Source organism: Streptomyces sp. JLBT605 (assembly GCF_058215555.1).
Window position 1 is genome coordinate 3741102 of the sequence record NZ_CM177087.1, and the last position, 18430, is coordinate 3759531.

The 18430-nt window shown below is 72.4% G+C and carries 17 protein-coding genes; 12 read left to right on the top strand and 5 right to left on the bottom strand.

Annotated features, from left to right (window positions below; all coding sequences use genetic code 11):
- Positions 1 to 106 precede the first annotated feature (106 nt).
- Together mshA and AC4BDD_RS16240 are read left to right on the top strand one after the other, a co-directional pair.
- Positions 107 to 1477 (top strand): D-inositol-3-phosphate glycosyltransferase, encoded by a 1371-nt coding sequence (mshA, locus tag AC4BDD_RS16235; RefSeq protein WP_490686153.1) that lies wholly within the window; start codon positions 107 to 109, stop codon positions 1475 to 1477.
- Positions 1470 to 1967: a type III secretion system chaperone family protein gene (locus tag AC4BDD_RS16240; RefSeq protein ID WP_490686154.1), complete on the top strand. Its 498-nt coding sequence runs from the start codon at positions 1470 to 1472 to the stop codon at positions 1965 to 1967. Before mshA ends, AC4BDD_RS16240 begins: the two co-directional genes overlap by 8 nt.
- 39 nt (positions 1968 to 2006) lie before the next feature.
- On the opposite strand, the gene AC4BDD_RS16245 is transcribed toward AC4BDD_RS16240, so the two are convergent.
- Positions 2007 to 3392, bottom strand: a complete 1386-nt coding sequence (locus tag AC4BDD_RS16245; RefSeq protein WP_490686155.1) for an MDR family MFS transporter — start codon at positions 3390 to 3392, stop codon at positions 2007 to 2009.
- Positions 3393 to 3587: 195 nt separating this feature from the next.
- Here AC4BDD_RS16245 and AC4BDD_RS16250 point away from each other — a divergent pair, with 195 nt between their 5' ends.
- Entirely contained in the window at positions 3588 to 4349 is a 762-nt protein-coding gene (locus AC4BDD_RS16250; RefSeq protein ID WP_490686156.1) for a phosphoglyceromutase, read from the top strand.
- Between the two features lie 455 nt (positions 4350 to 4804).
- On the opposite strand, the gene phoU is transcribed toward AC4BDD_RS16250, so the two are convergent.
- Complete coding sequence (gene phoU, locus AC4BDD_RS16255; protein WP_490686157.1) at positions 4805 to 5482, bottom strand: phosphate signaling complex protein PhoU; 678 nt, start codon at positions 5480 to 5482, stop codon at positions 4805 to 4807.
- A 392-nt stretch (positions 5483 to 5874) separates the two neighbouring features.
- On the opposite strand from phoU, the gene phoR reads away from it, so the two are divergent.
- Together phoR and phoP are read left to right on the top strand one after the other, a co-directional pair.
- Positions 5875 to 7179 (top strand): two-component system sensor histidine kinase PhoR, encoded by a 1305-nt coding sequence (gene phoR, locus AC4BDD_RS16260; protein ID WP_490686158.1) that lies wholly within the window; start codon positions 5875 to 5877, stop codon positions 7177 to 7179.
- Positions 7180 to 7184: 5 nt separating this feature from the next.
- Entirely contained in the window at positions 7185 to 7856 is a 672-nt protein-coding gene (gene phoP / locus AC4BDD_RS16265; RefSeq protein ID WP_490691795.1) for a two-component system response regulator PhoP, read from the top strand.
- A 95-nt stretch (positions 7857 to 7951) separates the two neighbouring features.
- On the opposite strand, the gene AC4BDD_RS16270 is transcribed toward phoP, so the two are convergent.
- Complete coding sequence (locus AC4BDD_RS16270; RefSeq protein ID WP_490686159.1) at positions 7952 to 8701, bottom strand: DUF461 domain-containing protein; 750 nt, start codon at positions 8699 to 8701, stop codon at positions 7952 to 7954.
- Positions 8702 to 9213: 512 nt separating this feature from the next.
- Between AC4BDD_RS16270 and AC4BDD_RS16275 the strand changes: the two genes are divergently transcribed.
- The 7 genes from AC4BDD_RS16275 (at position 9214) to AC4BDD_RS16305 (ending at position 16614) form a co-directional block, all read left to right on the top strand.
- Positions 9214 to 9696, top strand: a complete 483-nt coding sequence (locus tag AC4BDD_RS16275; protein WP_009716930.1) for a CarD family transcriptional regulator — start codon at positions 9214 to 9216, stop codon at positions 9694 to 9696.
- 365 nt (positions 9697 to 10061) lie between these two features.
- Complete coding sequence (gene ispD, locus AC4BDD_RS16280; RefSeq protein ID WP_490686160.1) at positions 10062 to 10835, top strand: 2-C-methyl-D-erythritol 4-phosphate cytidylyltransferase; 774 nt, start codon at positions 10062 to 10064, stop codon at positions 10833 to 10835.
- A complete protein-coding gene (gene ispF / locus AC4BDD_RS16285) occupies positions 10825 to 11313 on the top strand; it encodes a 2-C-methyl-D-erythritol 2,4-cyclodiphosphate synthase (RefSeq protein ID WP_490686161.1) in 489 nt (162 codons plus the stop codon). The genes ispD and ispF overlap by 11 nt, the downstream gene beginning before the upstream one ends.
- Before the next feature lie 300 nt (positions 11314 to 11613).
- On the top strand, positions 11614 to 12024 hold the full coding sequence (locus AC4BDD_RS16290) for a PPOX class F420-dependent oxidoreductase (protein ID WP_490686162.1): 411 nt from the start codon (positions 11614 to 11616) through the stop codon (positions 12022 to 12024).
- An 83-nt stretch (positions 12025 to 12107) separates the two neighbouring features.
- Positions 12108 to 13505, top strand: coding sequence for a cysteine--tRNA ligase (gene cysS / locus AC4BDD_RS16295; RefSeq protein ID WP_490686163.1), 1398 nt, complete (start codon positions 12108 to 12110; stop codon positions 13503 to 13505).
- 102 nt (positions 13506 to 13607) lie between these two features.
- Positions 13608 to 14561, top strand: a complete 954-nt coding sequence (gene rlmB, locus AC4BDD_RS16300; protein WP_490686164.1) for a 23S rRNA (guanosine(2251)-2'-O)-methyltransferase RlmB — start codon at positions 13608 to 13610, stop codon at positions 14559 to 14561.
- A gap of 268 nt (positions 14562 to 14829) precedes the next feature.
- On the top strand, positions 14830 to 16614 hold the full coding sequence (locus AC4BDD_RS16305) for a DoxX family membrane protein (RefSeq protein ID WP_490686165.1): 1785 nt from the start codon (positions 14830 to 14832) through the stop codon (positions 16612 to 16614).
- 273 nt (positions 16615 to 16887) lie between these two features.
- Here AC4BDD_RS16305 and AC4BDD_RS16310 read toward each other — a convergent pair whose 3' ends face one another.
- Together AC4BDD_RS16310 and AC4BDD_RS16315 are read right to left on the bottom strand one after the other, a co-directional pair.
- Positions 16888 to 17646, bottom strand: coding sequence for a nucleotidyltransferase family protein (locus AC4BDD_RS16310; RefSeq protein WP_490686166.1), 759 nt, complete (start codon positions 17644 to 17646; stop codon positions 16888 to 16890).
- 119 nt (positions 17647 to 17765) lie between these two features.
- Positions 17766 to 18182, bottom strand: coding sequence for a hypothetical protein (locus AC4BDD_RS16315; protein WP_490686167.1), 417 nt, complete (start codon positions 18180 to 18182; stop codon positions 17766 to 17768).
- Positions 18183 to 18430 lie beyond the last annotated feature (248 nt).

Here is an 18430-nt window from a genome sequence, read left to right on the forward strand (position 1 = left end):
GAGCGTTACGTCACGCTTTGGCAAAGCGGAAATGTGAACGCCATGTTCCGTGTTGACCGCTTGAGAGCAGTTCGAAGGTCGCGGGCCGGTATGGAGGTATCAGGCGGTGAGCCAGTACATAGCCCGGCTCGGCCCTCTGCGGGGCCGCGGCACGGCCGGCGCCCCGGCGCATCAGCGGCCGCGGTGGCGGTCCGGCCGGCAGCCGCGCCGGATCGCGATGCTCAGCGTGCACACCTCGCCGCTCCACCAGCCCGGCACCGGTGACGCCGGCGGTATGAACGTCTACATCGTCGAGCTCGCCAAGCGCCTCGCCCATCAGGGCATCGAGGTGGAGATCTTCACCCGCGCCACCACCGGGGGCCTGGCCTCCTCGGTCGAGCTGGCGCCCGGGGTCCTGGTCCGGCACGTCGACGCCGGCCCGTACGAGGGCCTGGCCAAGGAGGAGCTGCCCGCCCAGCTGTGTGCCTTCACCCACGGCGTGATGCAGGCATGGGCGGGCCAGCGCCCCGGCTACTACGACCTCGTGCACTCCCACTACTGGCTCTCCGGGCACGTCGGCTGGCTGGCGGCCGAGCGCTGGGGCGTGCCGCTGGTGCACGCCATGCACACCATGGCCAAGGTCAAGAACGCCGCGCTCGCGGACGGCGACACCCCCGAGCCCGCGGCCCGGGTCATCGGCGAGATGCAGATCGTCCGGGCGGCCGACCGGCTGATCGCCAACACCGCCGAGGAGGCCGGCGAGCTGGTCCGGCACTACGAGGCCGACCCCGGCAAGGTCGCCGTCGTCCATCCGGGCGTCAACCTCGACCGCTTCACGCGCGCCGACGGCCGGGCCGCCGCCCGGGCCCGCCTCGGGCTGCCGGCGGACGCGCTGATACCGCTCTTCGCGGGCCGCATCCAGCCGCTCAAGGCCCCGGACATCCTGCTCCGCGCGGTCGCGATCATGCTGGAGGAGGAGCCCGCGCTCCGCTCGCGCCTGGTGGTGCCGGTGGTCGGCGGCCCCAGCGGCACCGGGCTGGCCAAGCCGGAGGGGCTGCAGAAGCTCGCCGCGCGGCTCGGCATCGCCGACGTGGTGCGCTTCCGGCCGCCGGTCGGCCAGGACCAGCTCGCCGACTGGTACCGCGCGGCGTCCGTGCTGGTCATGCCCTCGTACAGCGAATCCTTCGGGCTGGTCGCGATCGAGGCCCAGGCCAGCGGCACGCCGGTGGTGGCCGCCGCGGTCGGCGGTCTGCCGGTGGCCGTGGCGGACGGCGAGAGCGGCTTCCTGGTGCAGGGCCACAACCCGGCCGACTACGCCCGGGTGCTGCGCCGCTTCGCCCCCGGCCCGGGGGAGGATCTGGTGGACCGGATGGGTGCCGCCGCCGCCCGGCACGCGCAGCGCTTCGGCTGGGACACCGCGGCCGCCGCCACGGCGGAGGTCTACCAAGCCGCGATGTCGGCCCGTCGTCGCCTACGATCAGCTCATGGTCATGGGTGACGCAGACGCCGGGACGATCATCGAGCAGACCCTTCGGGACGCCGGGCTGGAGTGGGAGACGCCGAACGACGGCAACTACGTGGTGAAGCTGCCCGGCACCCGGAAACTCTCCACCACCTGCGCGCTGCGGGTCGGCAAGCACTCGCTGTCGGTCAACGCCTTCGTGATCCGGCAGCCCGACGAGAACCACGAAGCCGTGCACCGCTGGCTGCTGGAGCGCAACACCCGGCTGTACGGCGTCAGTTACGCCATCGACCAGCTCGGCGACATCTACCTGGTGGGCCGCCTGCCGCTGGCCGCGGTCACCCCCGAGGAGCTGGACCGGCTGCTCGGCACCGTGCTGGAGAACGCCGACGGCAGCTTCAACACCCTGCTGGAGCTGGGCTTCGCGACGGCGATCCGCAAGGAGTACGCCTGGCGGACGTCGCGCGGCGAGTCCACCCGCAATCTCGAAGCCTTCGCCCACCTGACCCGCGAATCCACCGACTGACCGCGGCTTCCGCCTGCCGGCCGGCAGGCGGATGACCCGTCAGCGCCCGCCCGCGGCCGCCATCCCGTCCGCGTCCATCGGTGCCGGGTCCGCGGGCGCCGCGTCCACCGGTTCCGCGTCCATCGGCGCCAGGTCCCGCTGCTCCCGGTCCCGCTGCTCCGGGGCGGCGGGCTCCGGCGCCGGCTCCTCGGCCAGGCCGCGCATCAGCAGCCAGTACCCGGCCGCGGCCACCGTGCCCACCGCCGCGGAGCTGGCCCACAGCCAGCCGGCGCCGAAGTGGTCGATGATCTGACCGGACATCAGCGGCGCGGCCAGCGCCGCCACCGACCAGGACATCGTGTACATGCCCTGGTAGCGGCCCCGGCCGTGCGTCGGGGACAGCCGGACCACCAGGCTCATCTGGGTGGGGGAGTTGACGATCTCGGCCAGCGTCCAGACGCAGACGGTCAGCGCGTACGCGCCCAGCGACCCGGCGAAGGCGGTGAGCCCGAAGCCGTACCCGGCGAGCAGGGCGGAGACCACCAGCAGCCGCTGGGCGTCGCGGTGCTCGATGAAGCGGGTCACCGGGATCTGCAGGGCGACGATCAGTACGCCGTTGACCGCGGCCACCAGGCCGAAGTCCGCGCTGGAGAAGCCCTCGCCGCCCATCGCGATCGGCAGCGCCACCGAGCCCTGCTGGAAGATCAGCGCGATCAGGAACGACAGCCCCACCACGCCCATGAACCGGCTGTCCCGCAGCACCGTGCCCAGCCCGATCTGCTCGGTCTGCCCGCTCTCACCGCTCTCACCGCTCTTGCCGTCCTTCCCGGCCGCGGCCGGATCCTGCTGCGGGCGGGACTCGGGGATCTTGGCGAAGACCAGCACCGCGCAGAGCATGGTCATCACGGCCTCGCCGATGAAGCCCGCCTGGTAGCTGTACTCCGCGATGAAGCCCGCGGCCGTCGAGGAGATGGCGAAGCCGAGGTTGATCGCCCAGTAGTTGAGGGAGAAGGCGCGCACCCGGTCTGAAGGCGGCACGATGTCGGCCATCATCGCCTGCACGGCGGGCCGCGAGGCGTTGGACGCCATGCCGACCAGGAAGGCGACCGCGGCGATCGCCACCGGATGCTCCATGAAGCCCAGCACCGCCACCGAGACGGCGGTCGAGGACTGGGCGATCAGCATCGTGGGCCGCCGGCCCATCCGGTCGGTCATCACCCCCGCCCCCAGCGAGGAGATCACCCCGCCCAAACCGTGCAGCGCGGCGACCAGGCCGGCGTACGAGGCGGAGTAGCCGCGGTCCAGGGTCAGGTAGAGCGCCATGAAGGTGGCGACGAAGGCGCCCATCCGGTTGACCAGGGTGCTGGTCCACAGCCACCAGAACTCCCGGGGCAACCCCGAGACGCTCTCTCGTACGGCCCGTTTCACGGCGGCAGCGGACGCCATCTGTATCCCCCGAAGATGTAAGTGGCTCAAGCGGCGCCCGTAACTTACGACTGCTGAGTTCTCACCCGCCAGTCATTTAACGGAACACGTCAATCGACGCGCCGATGTCCGCCTGTCCCGGGGCCCGGCCCGCGCGTTCGTCCGGCGCCCGTGCAGCGTCTGGTGCGCCCAGCGGCGTCGATTACGCTCTCAGCCATGGCCGACGCACCGTACAAGCTGATCCTCCTCCGCCACGGCGAGAGCGAATGGAACGCGAAGAACCTGTTCACCGGCTGGGTGGACGTCAACCTCAACGACAAGGGCGAGAAGGAGGCGGTCCGCGGCGGTGAGCTGCTGAAGGACGCCGGCCTGCTCCCCGACGTGGTCCACACCTCGCTCCAGAAGCGCGCCATCCGCACCGCGCAGCTGGCGCTGGAGGCCGCCGACCGCCACTGGATCCCCGTCCACCGCTCGTGGCGCCTCAACGAGCGCCACTACGGCGCCCTCCAGGGCAAGGACAAGGCGCAGACCCTCGCCGAGTTCGGCGAGGAGCAGTTCATGCTGTGGCGCCGCTCGTACGACACCCCGCCGCCCGCGCTGGAGGACGGCACCGAGTGGTCGCAGAGCGACGACCCGCGCTACGCCACCATCCCGCCGGAGCTGCGCCCGCGCACCGAGTGCCTCAAGGACGTCGTCGTCCGCATGCTGCCGTACTGGTACGACGGCATCGTCCCGGACCTGCTGGCGGGCCGCACCGTCCTGGTCGCCGCCCACGGCAACAGCCTGCGCGCGCTGGTCAAGCACCTCGACGGCATCTCCGACGCCGACATCGCGGGCCTGAACATCCCCACCGGCATCCCGCTCGCCTACGAGCTCGACGCCGACTTCCGCCCGGTCGTCCCCGGCGGCACCTACCTCGACCCCGAGGCCGCCGCGGCCGCCATCGAGGCCGTCAAGAACCAGGGCAAGAAGAAGTAACGGCGCCCCGAGGGCGGCGTGACATGGCAGGGCCCCCGACCGGATGCCGGTCGGGGGCCCTCCGTACAGCCCGTGTGGACGGTCGTACGGTTCAGATTCAGCCGCAGCCGCCGCCGCACTGGCACGAGCCGCCGCTCTGACAGCCGCAGGAGCAACCGGGGCCGCAGGAGCAGCCGCTCAGCGCCGGGGCTTCGGTGGCCGGGACGGGGATGGAGGAGCTTGTCATGCGAGACCTCCTGACGTCGGACGGATCCTGAGTGTCCATTGGACTCCCGGGACCGAGGGCGCATCAACGGCGCGTTCGGGCACTTCACGCGCCCCTCGGTCCCGGAACGCGCCGGTAGCCGAGGACCGAACGCGCCGGTGGCCGGGCGGCGAGTGCGCTGATCGTCAGCCGCCGAACGTGCCGCCGTCAGCCGCCCGGCGCGCCGCCGGGAGGCGTCGCGGGACCGCCGTCAGGCGCCGTCCACCGGCTCGGCCGGCATGATCTCGTCCGCGTGCTCACCGGTGACCAGGTAGACCACGCGCTTGGCGACCGAGACCGCGTGGTCGGCGAACCGCTCGTAGTAGCGGCCCAGCAGGGTCACGTCCACCGCGGTCTCGATGCCGTGCTTCCAGCGGTCGTCCATCAGGTGCTGGAAGAGCGCGCGGTGCAGCAGGTCCATCGCGTCGTCGTCCTGCTCCAGCTGGAGCGCGAGGTCGACGTCCTTGGTGATGATCACCTCGGCGGCCTTGGCCATCAGCCGCTGGGCGAGCTGGCCCATCTCCAGGATCGTGGCGTGCAGGTCGCGCGGGACGGCGGTGTCGGGGAAGCGGAGCCGGGCGAGCTTGGCCACGTGCTGGGCGAGGTCGCCGGAGCGCTCCAGGTCGGCGCTCATCCGCAGGCTGGTGACGACGATCCGCAGATCGGTGGCGACCGGCTGCTGGCGGGCCAGCAGCGTGATGGCGCGCTGCTCCAGCTCCCGCTGGAGGTCGTCGACCTTCTCGTCGGCGGCGATGACCGCCTCCGCGAGCTTGAGGTCCGCGTCGAGTATCGCCGTCGTCGCGCGGCCGATGGCCGAGCCGACGAGCCGGGCCATCTCGACCAGACCCTCGCCGATCGAATCCAGCTCCTCGTGGTACGCGTCCCGCATCAGTGACCTTCTCTCGCTCTCGGTTGGGCAGTGGTGGCGTCTGGTGTGTCACGTCCCGCAGCACTGAACGGCTCGCCGGTACGGTCGTGGGCCGGTTGCCCCACGCTCCCAACCGTCCGGCCGGAACACGTCGGGCGCCGACATCCGGCATGAACCCCGGCGGTCCCCTCGGTGAACTCTAGGCAACGCCGGTTTACCTCGCCGGGCGAACGCCGGGAACGAGTGCCCCAGGTCACGCCGCCCGCCGGCCCCGGAGGGCGGCGCGGGGCGGCAGTGGGGCCCGCGCGCGGAGTGAACCCACCACGACCCTTCGGTGAACTCTCGGCAACGTCTGCCCGAGCAAACCCGTCAGCGGCTGTGGAGCTGTCTCAATCCGTGCATAACCTGGATGCATGAACGTGGACGCGGCGGTCGCCGCACTGGCTGCGGTCGCCGGTCTGTGCACCGGCGTCATCGCCATGCTGGCGTTCCGCTGGAGTGAGCACACCCAGGCCAAGCCGACCCGCTCCTCCTCCCTGCACACCGACGCCCAGCTGCCGCCCGGCGTGGACACCGTGCTGTCCGTGCTGCGCTCCTCGGCCGTGGTGCTGGACGAGGCGGACGCCGTGGTCAAGGCCAGCTCCGCCGCGTACGCCCTGGGGCTGGTGCGCGGCGGGAAGCTGGCCGTGGAACCGATGCTGGCCATGGCCCGGGACACCCGGCGGGACGGCGAGATACGGCAGATCGAGCTCGACCTGCCCCGCCGCGGCAGCGGCCGCGGCGGCGACGCGCTGGCGGTCTCCGCGCGGGTCGCCCCGCTCGGCTCCCGGCTCGTCCTGCTGCTGGTCGAGGACCTCACCGAGGCCCGCCGCATCGAGGCGGTCCGCCGCGACTTCGTGGCCAACGTCAGCCATGAGCTCAAGACCCCGGTGGGGGCCCTTTCGCTGCTCTCCGAGGCCGTCATGGACGCCTCCGACGACCCGGAGGCGGTCACCCGCTTCGCCGGCCGGATGCAGATAGAGGCGACCCGGCTGACCAACCTGGTGCAGGAGCTGATCGACCTCTCCCGGGTGCAGAACGACGACCCGCTGGAGGACGCCGAGCCGGTCCGGGTCGACGAACTGGTCGCCGAGGCGATGGACCGCTGCCGCCACCAGGCCGGCACCAAGCAGATCACCATGGCTGCCGGGGGAACGGCGGAGTTGCACGTGTGGGGCAACCGCGGCCAGCTGGCGGCGGCCCTGGGCAACCTCGTGGAGAACGCCGTCAACTACAGCCCGGCCCGCACCCGGGTGGGCATCGCCGCGCGCCGGATCAACGCGCCCGGCGGCGACCTCATCGAGATAGCCGTCACCGACCAGGGCATCGGCATCTCCGAGAAGGACCGCGAGCGGGTCTTCGAGCGGTTCTACCGCGTCGATCCCGCGCGCTCGCGGCAGACCGGCGGGACCGGCCTCGGCCTCGCCATCGTCAAGCACGTGGCCGCCTCGCACGGCGGGGAGGTCACGGTGTGGAGCGCCGAAGGCCAGGGCTCCACCTTCACCCTGCGGCTTCCGGAGGCCGGCAGCGTCCGGGACCGGGCCGCAGCCGAGGCGGAGCGTGAACGCCGCCGCGGTAGCCGCTCACTGCTCGGTCCGGAGGACCTCGAAGGTGAGGACCAGGACCGTGCGTACGAGACCTTCACCAACGATCCACTTTCCCCGGAGGTCCTTCCGTGACCCGAGTGCTCGTCGTCGAGGACGAAGAGTCGTTCAGCGACGCGTTGTCGTACATGCTCCGAAAGGAGGGATTCGAGGTCGCGATCGCGACAACGGGGCCCGAGGGGCTGGACGAGTTCGAGCGGAACGGCGCCGACCTGGTGCTGCTCGACCTCATGCTGCCGGGCCTGCCCGGCACCGAGGTCTGCCGGCAGCTGCGCGGCCGTTCCAATGTCCCGGTCATCATGGTGACCGCCAAGGACAGCGAGATCGACAAGGTCGTCGGCCTGGAGATAGGAGCCGATGACTACGTGACCAAGCCCTTCTCCTCGCGCGAGCTGGTCGCCCGCATCCGCGCGGTGCTGCGCCGCCGCGGCGAGCCGGAGGAGGTCACGCCGGCCGCGCTGGAGGCCGGCCCGGTCCGGATGGACGTCGACCGGCACGTGGTCACCGTCGGCGGCGGCAAGGTGGACCTGCCGCTGAAGGAGTTCGACCTGCTGGAGATGCTGCTGCGCAACGCGGGCCGGGTGCTGACCCGGATGCAGCTGATCGACCGCGTCTGGGGTGCGGACTACGTCGGCGACACCAAGACGCTGGACGTCCACGTCAAGCGGCTGCGCGCCAAGATCGAGCCCGACCCCGGCGCCCCGCGCTACCTGGTCACCGTCCGCGGCCTGGGCTACAAGTTCGAGCCGTAGGCCCGGCCTCGGGTTCGGCCCCTCGGGCACGGACCCCTCGGTACGCGATGAGGGCGGCTCCCGGAAGATTCCGGGAGCCGCCCTCACGCGTGTCGTCAGTGAGCGGCGCTGTGGCCGGTCGGGTCGGGCTCGCCGGAGGCGATGCCCTGCTGGCCGGCGGCGGCCGCGTCACCCGGCTCGGTGGTGTGCTCGCCGGCGCCCTGCTCCGTGCCGGAGCTCGGCTTCTGGCCGGGCTCCTGCTCCCCGGCGCCGTTCTCCGCGCCCGCCTCACCGGTGGGCGTGCCGGTCGGCTTGCCCGGCTCCGCGGGCTTCGTCGGCTTGGCCGTGGCCGGCGGCTCCTCGGGGCCCCACTTGTCGAAGTAGTGGGTGGCCGGGACGACGAAGGCGTCCAGCTTCACCTCGCCGGTGGAGCTGAAGTCGAAGGCGACGGACTGGGCGTCTCCGTCGCGGGCGGCCTCCCGGCCGCTGTCCACGACGGCGGCGGCGTTGTCCTTGCCGCCGATGGTCAGCGAGCCGTGCGCCGGCACCACGAGCTCCTTCTCGCCCTTGGCCGGGGTGAGCTTCGCGGTGGCCTTGCCGCCGATGGTGACCGACTTCAGCGTCTGGGCGGAGGAGCCGGTGTTGAAGATCTGGGCGGTGACGACCGCGGGACCCTTCGCCTTCAGGTCCGGCTGGGTGATGACCGTGGCGTTCTGGATCTTGATGCTGCCGACCGAGGTCGCGGCGTTGTCCGGCTTGATCTCCAGCGTCTGCGCGTCGTTCCCGGCTCCGCACGCGGTGAGCGAGGCGATGGAGAGCACGAGGGCGGTGGCGGCGAGGGCGCCGCGTCGAAGGTCGCTGCTCACGGCGGCGGCATCTCCTAGGACGAAGTAAAGGTTGGATCAGCGGGCTTAGGTTACCGAGCCGTCCCCGCCGGGCCGCACCCGACCCGCCTCATGACGATCTCCGGGACGTCGGAATATCGTCCTGGTGGCCGGTCGGCGGATTATCGGTAAGGAATGCATGGAGCTCCGGGGGGAATTGATCACGATGATGATCATCTGTGGCGTGATCAATTCGCGAAACGCTCGGCTTCTGCCCTCGCGGGACCGAACGGAGTAGTGGAAGTACGGCTCAGGGACTCCGGCAAAACGGGACGTACAACCTCTCGCGCGACCCCTTCGGGCCGTGTAACGTACGCGTTTCGCCCTGCCCGGACAGCCGCTCCGACCTGCGAATACCTTCGCTCGAGCACCCCTCGAAGCACGTTCCGGTCGCTGTTGTCAAGCCCCGAGATATGCCCTGACCTGCGAAAACGCCATTCAGAACAGTGCGTTCCCGTGTTACCCTGGATAGCCACGGAAGGGGTACCTGTCACATGACGTTCAAGGTTGGCGACACCGTGGTCTATCCCCATCACGGGGCCGCGCTGATCGAGGCCATCGAAACTCGCCAGATCAAAGGCGTGGACAAGACCTACTTGGTGCTGAAGGTCGCGCAGGGCGACCTCACGGTTCGTGTGCCGGCGGACAATGCGGAGTTCGTCGGTGTCCGCGATGTGGTCGGCCAGGACGGGCTGGACCGGGTCTTCGAGGTGCTGCGCGCACCCTACGCGGAGGAGCCGACGAACTGGTCCCGTCGTTACAAGGCAAATCTTGAGAAGCTCGCCTCCGGCGACGTGATCAAGGTCGCTGAGGTCGTGCGCGACCTGTGGCGTCGGGAGCGCGAGCGCGGCCTGTCCGCCGGTGAGAAGCGCATGCTGGCCAAGGCCCGGCAGATCCTGGTGAGCGAGCTCGCCCTTGCGGAGTCCACCAACGAGGACAAGGCCGAGGCCCTGCTCGACGAGGTCCTCGCGTCCTGACGCGGTGCTCGATTCGACGCACTCATGCCGCGGCGCCCGCGTGACCGATCTGGACTTCGCGTCCATGATCGTGTCGTCGCCGGGCGCTGCGGCATCTCTGCCTCACGCATTCTGCTGTGCCACGGCGCCACACGGCCGCTGTACCGTTCGTCCGCGCCGCTCGTCCGGGTGATGTCGCCGGATGAGCGACGCCGACGTGTCGCCGCGTCGTGGAGTCCGCACCTCGTCGTGCGGTGTAAGGAGTGTGCCGGGCCCGGGCAGCTGGCTCGACCAGTCGTCACGGAAGGGTCCGGTCGGGGCATCGCGCCCGGCACGCTGTGGCCATACCCATTTCGGCCGAGGAAGCAAACCTGAACGCGAACGCAATGTCCGCCCCCCAGGGCGCTGAGCGCCCCCAGCGGACTTTCCGTACCGCCGCGGTCATCCCCGCGGCCGGCCGTGGCGTACGCCTCGGCCCAGGCACCCCCAAGGCGCTCCGCGCGCTGGGCGGCATCCCCATGCTGGTGCACGCGGTCCGGGCGATGGCCGGATCCCGTGCCGTATCCCTCGTCGTGGTGGTCGCCCCGCCCGACGGCGCCACCGAGGTCCAGCACCTGCTCGACGAGCACCCGCTGCCTGGCACCACCGAGCTGCTGGTCGTCCCCGGCGGCTCGACCCGCCAGGAATCGGTGCGGCGCGGGCTGGCGGCCCTGCCCGCGGACATCACCACCGTGCTGGTGCACGACGCGGCGCGCCCGCTCGTCCCGGCCGACACCGTGGACTCGGTGATCGCCGCCGTCCACGAGGGCGCGCCCGCCGTCGTCCCCGCGCTGCCGCTCGCCGACACCGTCAAGCAGGTCGAGCCGCGCACCGGCGACCGGGCCGGCGAGCCCGAGCCGGTGGTCGGCACCCCCGAGCGGGCCCTGCTGCGCGCCGTGCAGACCCCGCAGGGCTTCGACCGCGCCACGCTCGTCGAGGCCCACGAGAAGATCACCTTCGACGGCGAGGGCGCCACCGACGACGCCGGCATGGTCGAGCGGCTCGGCGTCCCCGTCGTGGTCGTCCCCGGCCACGAGGAGGCGTTCAAGGTGACCCGGCCGCTGGACCTGATCCTGGCCGAGGCCGTGATCGCCCGCAGGAGGGCCACCGATGGTTTCTAGCGCCGCCGTCCCCCTGGTCGGCATCGGCACCGACGTACACGCCTTCGAGCGCGGCCGCGAGCTGTGGTGCGCGGGCCTGCACTGGCCTGGCGAGGAGTACGGCCTGGCCGGGCACTCCGACGGCGATGTCGCCGCCCACGCCGCCTGCGACGCGCTGTTCTCCGCCGCCGGCGTCGGGGACCTCGGCGCGCACTTCGGCACCGACCGCCCGGAGTGGTCCGGCGCCTCCGGGGTCACCCTGCTCACCGAGGCGGCCCGGATCGTGCGGGCCGAGGGTTTCGAGATCGGCAACGTGGCGATCCAGGTGATCGGTGTCCGCCCCAAGATCGGCAAGCGCCGGGGCGAGGCCCAGCGGGTGCTCTCCGAGGCGATCGGCGCCCGGGTGTCGGTCTCCGGCACCACCACCGACGGCCTCGGCCTCACCGGCCGCGCGGAGGGGCTCGCCGCCATCGCCACCGCCCTGGTGCTCCCGGCCTGACCGCGGGCCTCCCGGGCGGCCGGCCTGACCGTCACCGCCCCCGGCGCTTCCGGCCCGCCCGTGACCGCCTCGTCGGAGGTCGGCCGTCCCTCGCCCGGCGCAGCGGGCCCGTCCCGCGTGGGCCCTCGCGGCGGTGGCGCGGCGTCCGGGTGGTCCCGGCGTGTCGCCACTCAGGGAGCGCCGGGCGGCTCGCGCGGTGCCACGGCGCGAGCGTCATCCACGTGGTAGTCAGGAGTAAGGCGGAGGGGAGCGCAGCCGGGGGGCGCCCGTGCATGTTCACGACTCCGTCCGGGAGGACTCATGGCCGCGCTGTCGGACAACCTCAAGCAGCTCCTCGACTCGCCCGTCTTCGTCATCCTGGCGACCATCCAGCCCGACGGCAGCCCCCAGGTCTCCCCGGTGTGGGCCGACCGGGAGGGCGACGACGTGCTGATCTCGACCACGATCGGGCGGCGCAAGCAGCAGAACATCGGCCGGGATCCGCGGGTGACCGTCGTCGTGCAGCCCTTCGACGCGCCCTACAACTACGCCGAGATCCGCGGCACCGCCTCGCTCACCACCGAGGGCGGGCAGGAACTGATCGACAAGCTGTCGCGCAAGTACACCGGCAAGGACTACCGCGACTTCAACCCGGCCGCCGTCGATGACGCCGAGCGCGTCGTGGTCCGCGTCACGCCGCGGAAGATCGTCGGCATGGGCAACCTCACCTGACGGCAAACGCCCCGAGTGTCACGCTTCGGTGTCCCCAGGCCCAGCGTCACGGGGCACCGCCGCCTTCCGTCTACCCTTGATGCGTGACTATTCGCCTGTACGACACCAGCGCCCGGCAGATCCGCGACTTCACCCCGATCACGCCGGGCTGTGTCTCGATCTACCTGTGTGGCGCGACCGTGCAGGCCGCCCCGCACATCGGGCACATCAGGTCGGGGCTGAACTTCGACATCATGCGCCGCTGGTTCGCCTACCGCGGTTATGACGTCACCTTCATCCGCAACGTCACCGACATCGACGACAAGATCATCGCCAAGTCCGCCGAGCAGGGCCGCCCGTGGTGGTCGATCGGCTATGACAACGAGCGCGGCTTCAACGCCGCGTACGACGCGCTCGGCTGCCTGCCGCCGACGTACGAGCCGCGGGCCACCGGGCACGTCCCGGAGATGATCGAGATGATGCGCGGGCTCATCGAGCGCGGGCACGCCTACGCCGCCGAGGGCAACGTCTACTTCGACGTGCGCTCGTTCCCCGGCTACCTGGGGCTGTCCAACCAGTCGCTGGAGAAGCTGGAGCCCGCCGGGGACGTGGACACCGGCAAGCGGGACTCCCGCGACTTCGCCATGTGGAAGGCGGCCAAGCCCGGCGAGCCGAGCTGGGAGACCCCCTGGGGCCGCGGCCGTCCCGGCTGGCACCTGGAGTGCTCTGCCATGGCGCACAAGTACCTGGGCCGCGCCTTCGACATCCACGGCGGCGGGATCGACCTGATCTTCCCGCACCACGAGAACGAGATCGCCCAGGCCAAGGCGTTCGGCGACGACTTCGCCAACTTCTGGGTGCACAACCACTGGGTCACCATGAGCGGCGAGAAGATGTCGAAGTCGCTCGGCAACTCGGTGCTGGTCTCCGAGATGGTCAAGCAGTGGCGGCCCATCGTGCTGCGCTACTACCTCGGCACCCCGCACTACCGCTCGACCATCGAGTACAGCGAGGACGCCCTGCGCGAGGCCGAGTCCGGCTTCGCGCGCATCGAGGGCTTCGTGCAGCGGGTCACCGAGAAGACGGGCAAGCCCGTCGAGCCCGCCGCCGAGGTGCCGCCGGCCTTCGCCGACGCGATGGACGACGACTTCGGGGTGCCGCAGGCCCTCGCCGTCGTGCACACCACCGTCCGGCAGGGCAACTCCGCCCTCACCGCCGACGACAAGGAGACGGCGGTGGCGCGGCTGGCCGAGGTGCGCGCCATGCTCGGCGTGCTGGGCCTGGACCCGCTCGACGATCACTGGGCCGGCGGCGCGGACCGCGGCGACGACCTGCACGGCGTGGTCGACTCGCTGGTCCGGCTGGTACTGGAGCAGCGGCAGGCCGCCCGCTCCCGCAAGGACTACGGCACGGCGGACGCCATCCGCGACCAGCTCCAGCAGTCCGGGCTGGTCATCGAGGACACCCCGTCCGGTCCGCGCTGGGAGCTCGGCTCGCGCTGACCTCCCTCTTTGTGCCGCCCGGTGCTCCGGGCGGCACACTGTTGACCAGTAGCACGTACGTTTGCTGAGCAGTGCTGAGCAATGAAGAGACAGGTGACATTCATGGCCGGCAACAGCCAGCGCAGGAACCGTCGTACCGCCAACAAGAAGGGCGCCACGGTCGGCAGCGGCGGCAAGCGGCGCCGCGCCCTGGAGGGCAAGGGCCCGACCCCGCCCGCCGAGATGCGTAAGGGGCACGTCAAGCAGCGTGCCGCGAACGCCAAGGCCAAGCAGGCGGCCCGCCGCCCGGCGCCCCGCCGCGGCGGCCCCAAGGGCACCAGCGAGCTGGTCGTCGGCCGCAACCCGGTGGTCGAGGCGCTGCGCGAGGGCGTCCCCGCCAACACGCTGTACGTGCAGCAGTTCATCGACAACGACGAGCGGGTGCGCGAGGCGCTGCAGCTCGCCGCCGAGCGCGGCGGGATCAACCTCATGGAGGCGCCGCGCCCCGAGCTCGACCGGATGACGAACGGGCTCAACCACCAGGGCCTGGTGCTCCAGGTCCCGCCGTACGACTACGCGCACCCCGAGGACCTGCTCGACGGCGCGGCGGACGGGAACGAGGACCCGCTGATCGTCGCCCTCGACGGCGTCACCGACCCGCGCAACCTGGGCGCCGTGGTGCGCTCGGTGTCCGCTTTCGGCGGCCACGGTGTGGTGGTGCCGGAGCGGCGCGCGGCCGGAATGACGGCGGGCGCCTGGAAGACCTCGGCCGGCACCGCGGCGCGCACGCCGGTCGCGCGCGCCACCAACCTCACCCGCGCGCTGGAGTCGTACCAGAAGGCCGGGCTGACGGTGGTCGGTCTCGCCGCCGACGGCGAGGTCGAGCTGCATGAGCTGGAGGCGCTCGACGGCCCGGTGGTGATCGTGGTCGGCAGCGAGGGCAAGGGCCTCTCCCGCCTGGTCGGCGAGACCTGCGACCTGCGGGTGCGGATCCCGATGCCCGGCGGCGCCGAGTCGCTGAACGCGGGCGTCGCGGCGGGCGTGGTGCTCTACGAGGCGTCTCGCCGCCGCGCCTGAGCCGCGCGCGTCCCACCAGCCCCAGGCCCCGGGCCCCAGGTACTCGTGCCTGGGGCCCGGGGCTTTGCGCTCGGTGCGCCCCGGTGGGGCCCTGACGCCCGACGCCCGGGGCCTGGGGCTGACGTCCGACGGCTGGGGCCTGGGCCTGACGAGGCTGCCCGGCCGGCGGCCGACTCCCGGCCGACCCGCGGTGTGGATCTTGACTTGACGGGCCTCCGACAGATGGGGCCGGTCAAGGCAGTGTCTTAAACGCGGGTCACTCGGTTAGATGAGCGTGGACACCAGAACACCCCGCACGCCTACGGGGGGCCGCTCACCGGGATTCGACGACGAGCCGCAGCTGGCCATGGCCAAGGTGCCGAGCGATCCGGCGCAGGTCGTCGTCAATCACGCGAGCTTCCGCGTGGAGCTCGCCCACCCGGTCCCCAGCCGCGGGCCGGCGGACGCGGCGCGGCTGGACACCGTGCCGGGCGCGCGCCGCCGCCGTACCCCCGTGGTGTGGAGCGGGCGCACCGAGCCGGGCGGTGACCCCGCGGCGCAACTCCTCCAGGCCGTCCGGCACTCGGGCCGCACCTGGGCCACCGGATCCGATGCCGACGAGGGCACCCTCACCCAGGTCCTGCCGCGCGTGTCCGTGGACGACCCACCGACGGTCGTGATCGCGCCGCGCGGCCCCCGTGACCCGGGGGGCCGTCCTCCCCGGCTCCCGGCGGCCCGCACCGCGGACACCGCGTTGGACGACGCCTCCCCCGATTCCTCTTCCGCCTACGACGATCGAGACGATCGATACGACAGCGCCGGCGGCGCGGGCCGGCTCGGCGCGCTGGGCGCGCGTTTCGCCCGGGTCCGCACCGCGGGCGAACGGCCGGGCGAGGCCGGTCCGTTGGACGAGGCCGGCGGCGACGAGTTCGACGACGACTTCGACGACGACTTCGACGAGGACGAGTTCGACGACGCCGCCGGGCCGGGCGGCGGACGGCGGTCTCGGCTGCGGCGCAACCGCGCGGGCTCGGGCGCCGGCGGGCCGGGCGTGCGGCACGCCTACTACCCGGGCCGCCGGATGAACCTGGGCATCGTGCTGCTGCCGATGCGGGTCTTCCTCGGCCTGATCTCGATCTACGCGGGCATGGGCAAGCTCGCCGACCCGGTCTACTTCGACGGCGGCGAGCGCGGCTCGATGGTCAAGTGGCTGCGGTCCCTGCACCCCTGGCCGATCGCCGAGCCGCTGCGCGACTTCGCGCTGGGCCACCCGGTCGGGGCCGGTCTGACGGTCGCCTTCCTCCAGGTCGTCGTCGGCGTGCTCACGGTCATGGGGCTGTGGCAGCGGGTGGCGGCGGCGTTCGGCGCCCTGCTGTCCGCCGCCCTGCTGGTGACGGTCAGCTGGCGCACCGTGCCGGCCTATGACGCGCCGGACATCATCTATCTCGCGGCCTGGAGCCCGCTGGTCATCGCCGGCGCCCCGGTCTACTCCATGGACGCCCGGCTGGCCGGTGAGGCGTGGCGGCGGCTGGGGCCGCGCGTCGAGCTCTGGCAGCTGCGGCGGCGGGTGCTGCGCAGGGGTGCGGTGATGACCGCCGTGGTGACCGGAATGACCCTGCTCTTCGGGTCGATGCTCGGCGCGGCGGTGCGCTCCTCGCAGACGGTCGACTCCCCGAGCCGGGACGACCATCCGCGCAACAGCCTGCCCGGCTCGCCGCTGCCCGAGAGGTCCGGTCGCGGCGAGCACCGGCACCTCAAGAAGGGCGCCACGGCGTCCGCGTCCGCGCGTGAGCGGTCGGCGAGGCCCTCGGCCTCGGCCAGCTCCTCGGCCCCGGCGGCGCTGCCGGGCACGCCGACCGCGGGCAGCACGGCCGGCAGCATGCCCAGCCGGACCCAGGGCGCCACCCAGGGCGCTCAGCAGCGGGCGCCGCAGCGGCCCTCGGCCACGGCCGGACCCAGCTCCTCGGGCGGGACGGGCGGTTCCGCCGGCACCGGCGGCGGGGCGAGTGGCGGCTCGTCCTCCGGTTCGTCCGGCGGCAGCGGTTCGGACGCCCTGGGCGGCCTGCTCGGCTGACGGCAGCGGCCGCCCGTGGCCGCCCCGGCCTTCGGCAGCGGGCGGCGGACCGGGCCCGTGCGGAAACGCGTGAGCGTCTCCGCACGGGCCCTTTGTCTTGTGTCCTCAATCTCCCCCAGCTACCGCTGGGAGGTGCCCCCAGGACGGGCTGGATTTTCCAGCCCGTCCTGGGGGCACCTCCCTGGGGGCACCCCCGGACGAAGTCTGGGGGAGGTAGCTGGGGGAGATTGAGGGCCGGGGCTGCCTGGGGTGGAGCCCCAGCCAAGAAACGGCTCAGCGGCCCGCCAGCTCCTTCGCCGCCTCCGTGAGGTCCTTCGCGGTGTCGATGGCCCGCCAGTACGCCCCCTGCGGCAGCGGGAAGCCGGCCAGCCGCCGCTCCCGGGCCAGGCGCGGGAAGGTGGTGCGCTCGTGGTCGCCGTGGTCCGGCAGCAGTGCGGTGAACTCGGCGGAGAAGACGTACACGCCCGCGTTGATCAGGTAGGGCGAGGGCGGCGCTTCGATGAAGTCCAGGACATGGCCGAACTCGTCGGTCTCCACCGCCCCCCACGGGATCCGCGGCCGGGCCAGGGCCAGCGTCGCGACGGCGTCGCGTTCGCGGTGGAAGTCGGCCATCTCGCGGAGCGAGAAGCGGGTCCAGATGTCGCCGTTGGTGGCGTACCAGGGCTGGTCGGGGTGGGGAAGGGAGGCGGCGGCGTACTTCAGGCCGCCGCCGCGCCCGAGCGGCTCGGTCTCGACCACGGTGGTCACGCGCAGCGGGAGCTCCGCGGTGGCGAGCCAGTCCTGGAGGACGTCGGCGAGGTGGCCGCAGGAGATGACGGCGTCGGTGACACCCTCGGCGGCCAGCCAGGCGAGCTGGTGGCCGATGATCGGCGTCCCGGTGCCGGGGATCTCGACCATCGGCTTGGGCCGGTCATCGGTGTAGGGGCGCAGCCGCGAACCCTGGCCCCCGGCCAGGACGACTGCCTGGGAGGGCCGTGCGGGCCGTGCCGGCTGCGCGGGCGGCTGAGCGGTTGTGCGGGCGTCACCTGTCATGGTGCGCACCTTATGTGGTGCCGGTCAGCGGCCGGGCCCCGGTGTCCCGGGGCCAGGGATGCCCGTTCCCGCGGCGGCCCCTCGGGCACCCGCCAGGGGGCGCCTGGGCCGGTGCCGGGTCAGTGCCGGACCTGGCCCACGCCGGACGCGAAGGAGGTGTCGCAGACGGGCCGGGCGTACCGCTGGGCGCGCTGGGTGCCGTACTTGGCGACCGCGGCGCGGCCGAGCGCGCGGGCGATCGAGGCGCAGTGCCGGGCCAGCGAGGGGCGGCGGTCGGTCTCCGTCTGGAGGTGGGTGAGCGCCACGCTCGGGTTCTTCTCCTGCAGCTCGGCGAGGAGCCGGTCGCGCAGCACCTTGTGCGGGGCGGACCGGGTGGCGTGGGTGGAGGCCCGGTCGGCGGAGGCGGTGAGGATCTGCGACTCGGCGCGCGGGTCCGCCCAGGGCACGCGGGTCACCGCGAGCGTCCCGGAGAGCACCAGGACGACGGGGAGGACGAGGGCGAGAGTTCTGCCGATGCGGCGGGTGACGGTGTTCACGAAGGTCCTCGCGGAAGTTCGGATTTCGGGGAGGGGACTGCGATACGCCCGCGATCGTAGCGAGGAGTGATGATTTGGCGACATTCGGTCACTCTGATGAGGGATGGCGAACGCGGTAAGGCCGTCGTGATGTTGACGTACAGGATCGAAATGGCCGTTCTGTCTGGACACTTGTCGACAGGGCAACCCGGCAGCGCCGTCCGCGCGCCCCGCCACCGCGGCAGCGCCCGGCGCCCCGCCGATGCGCC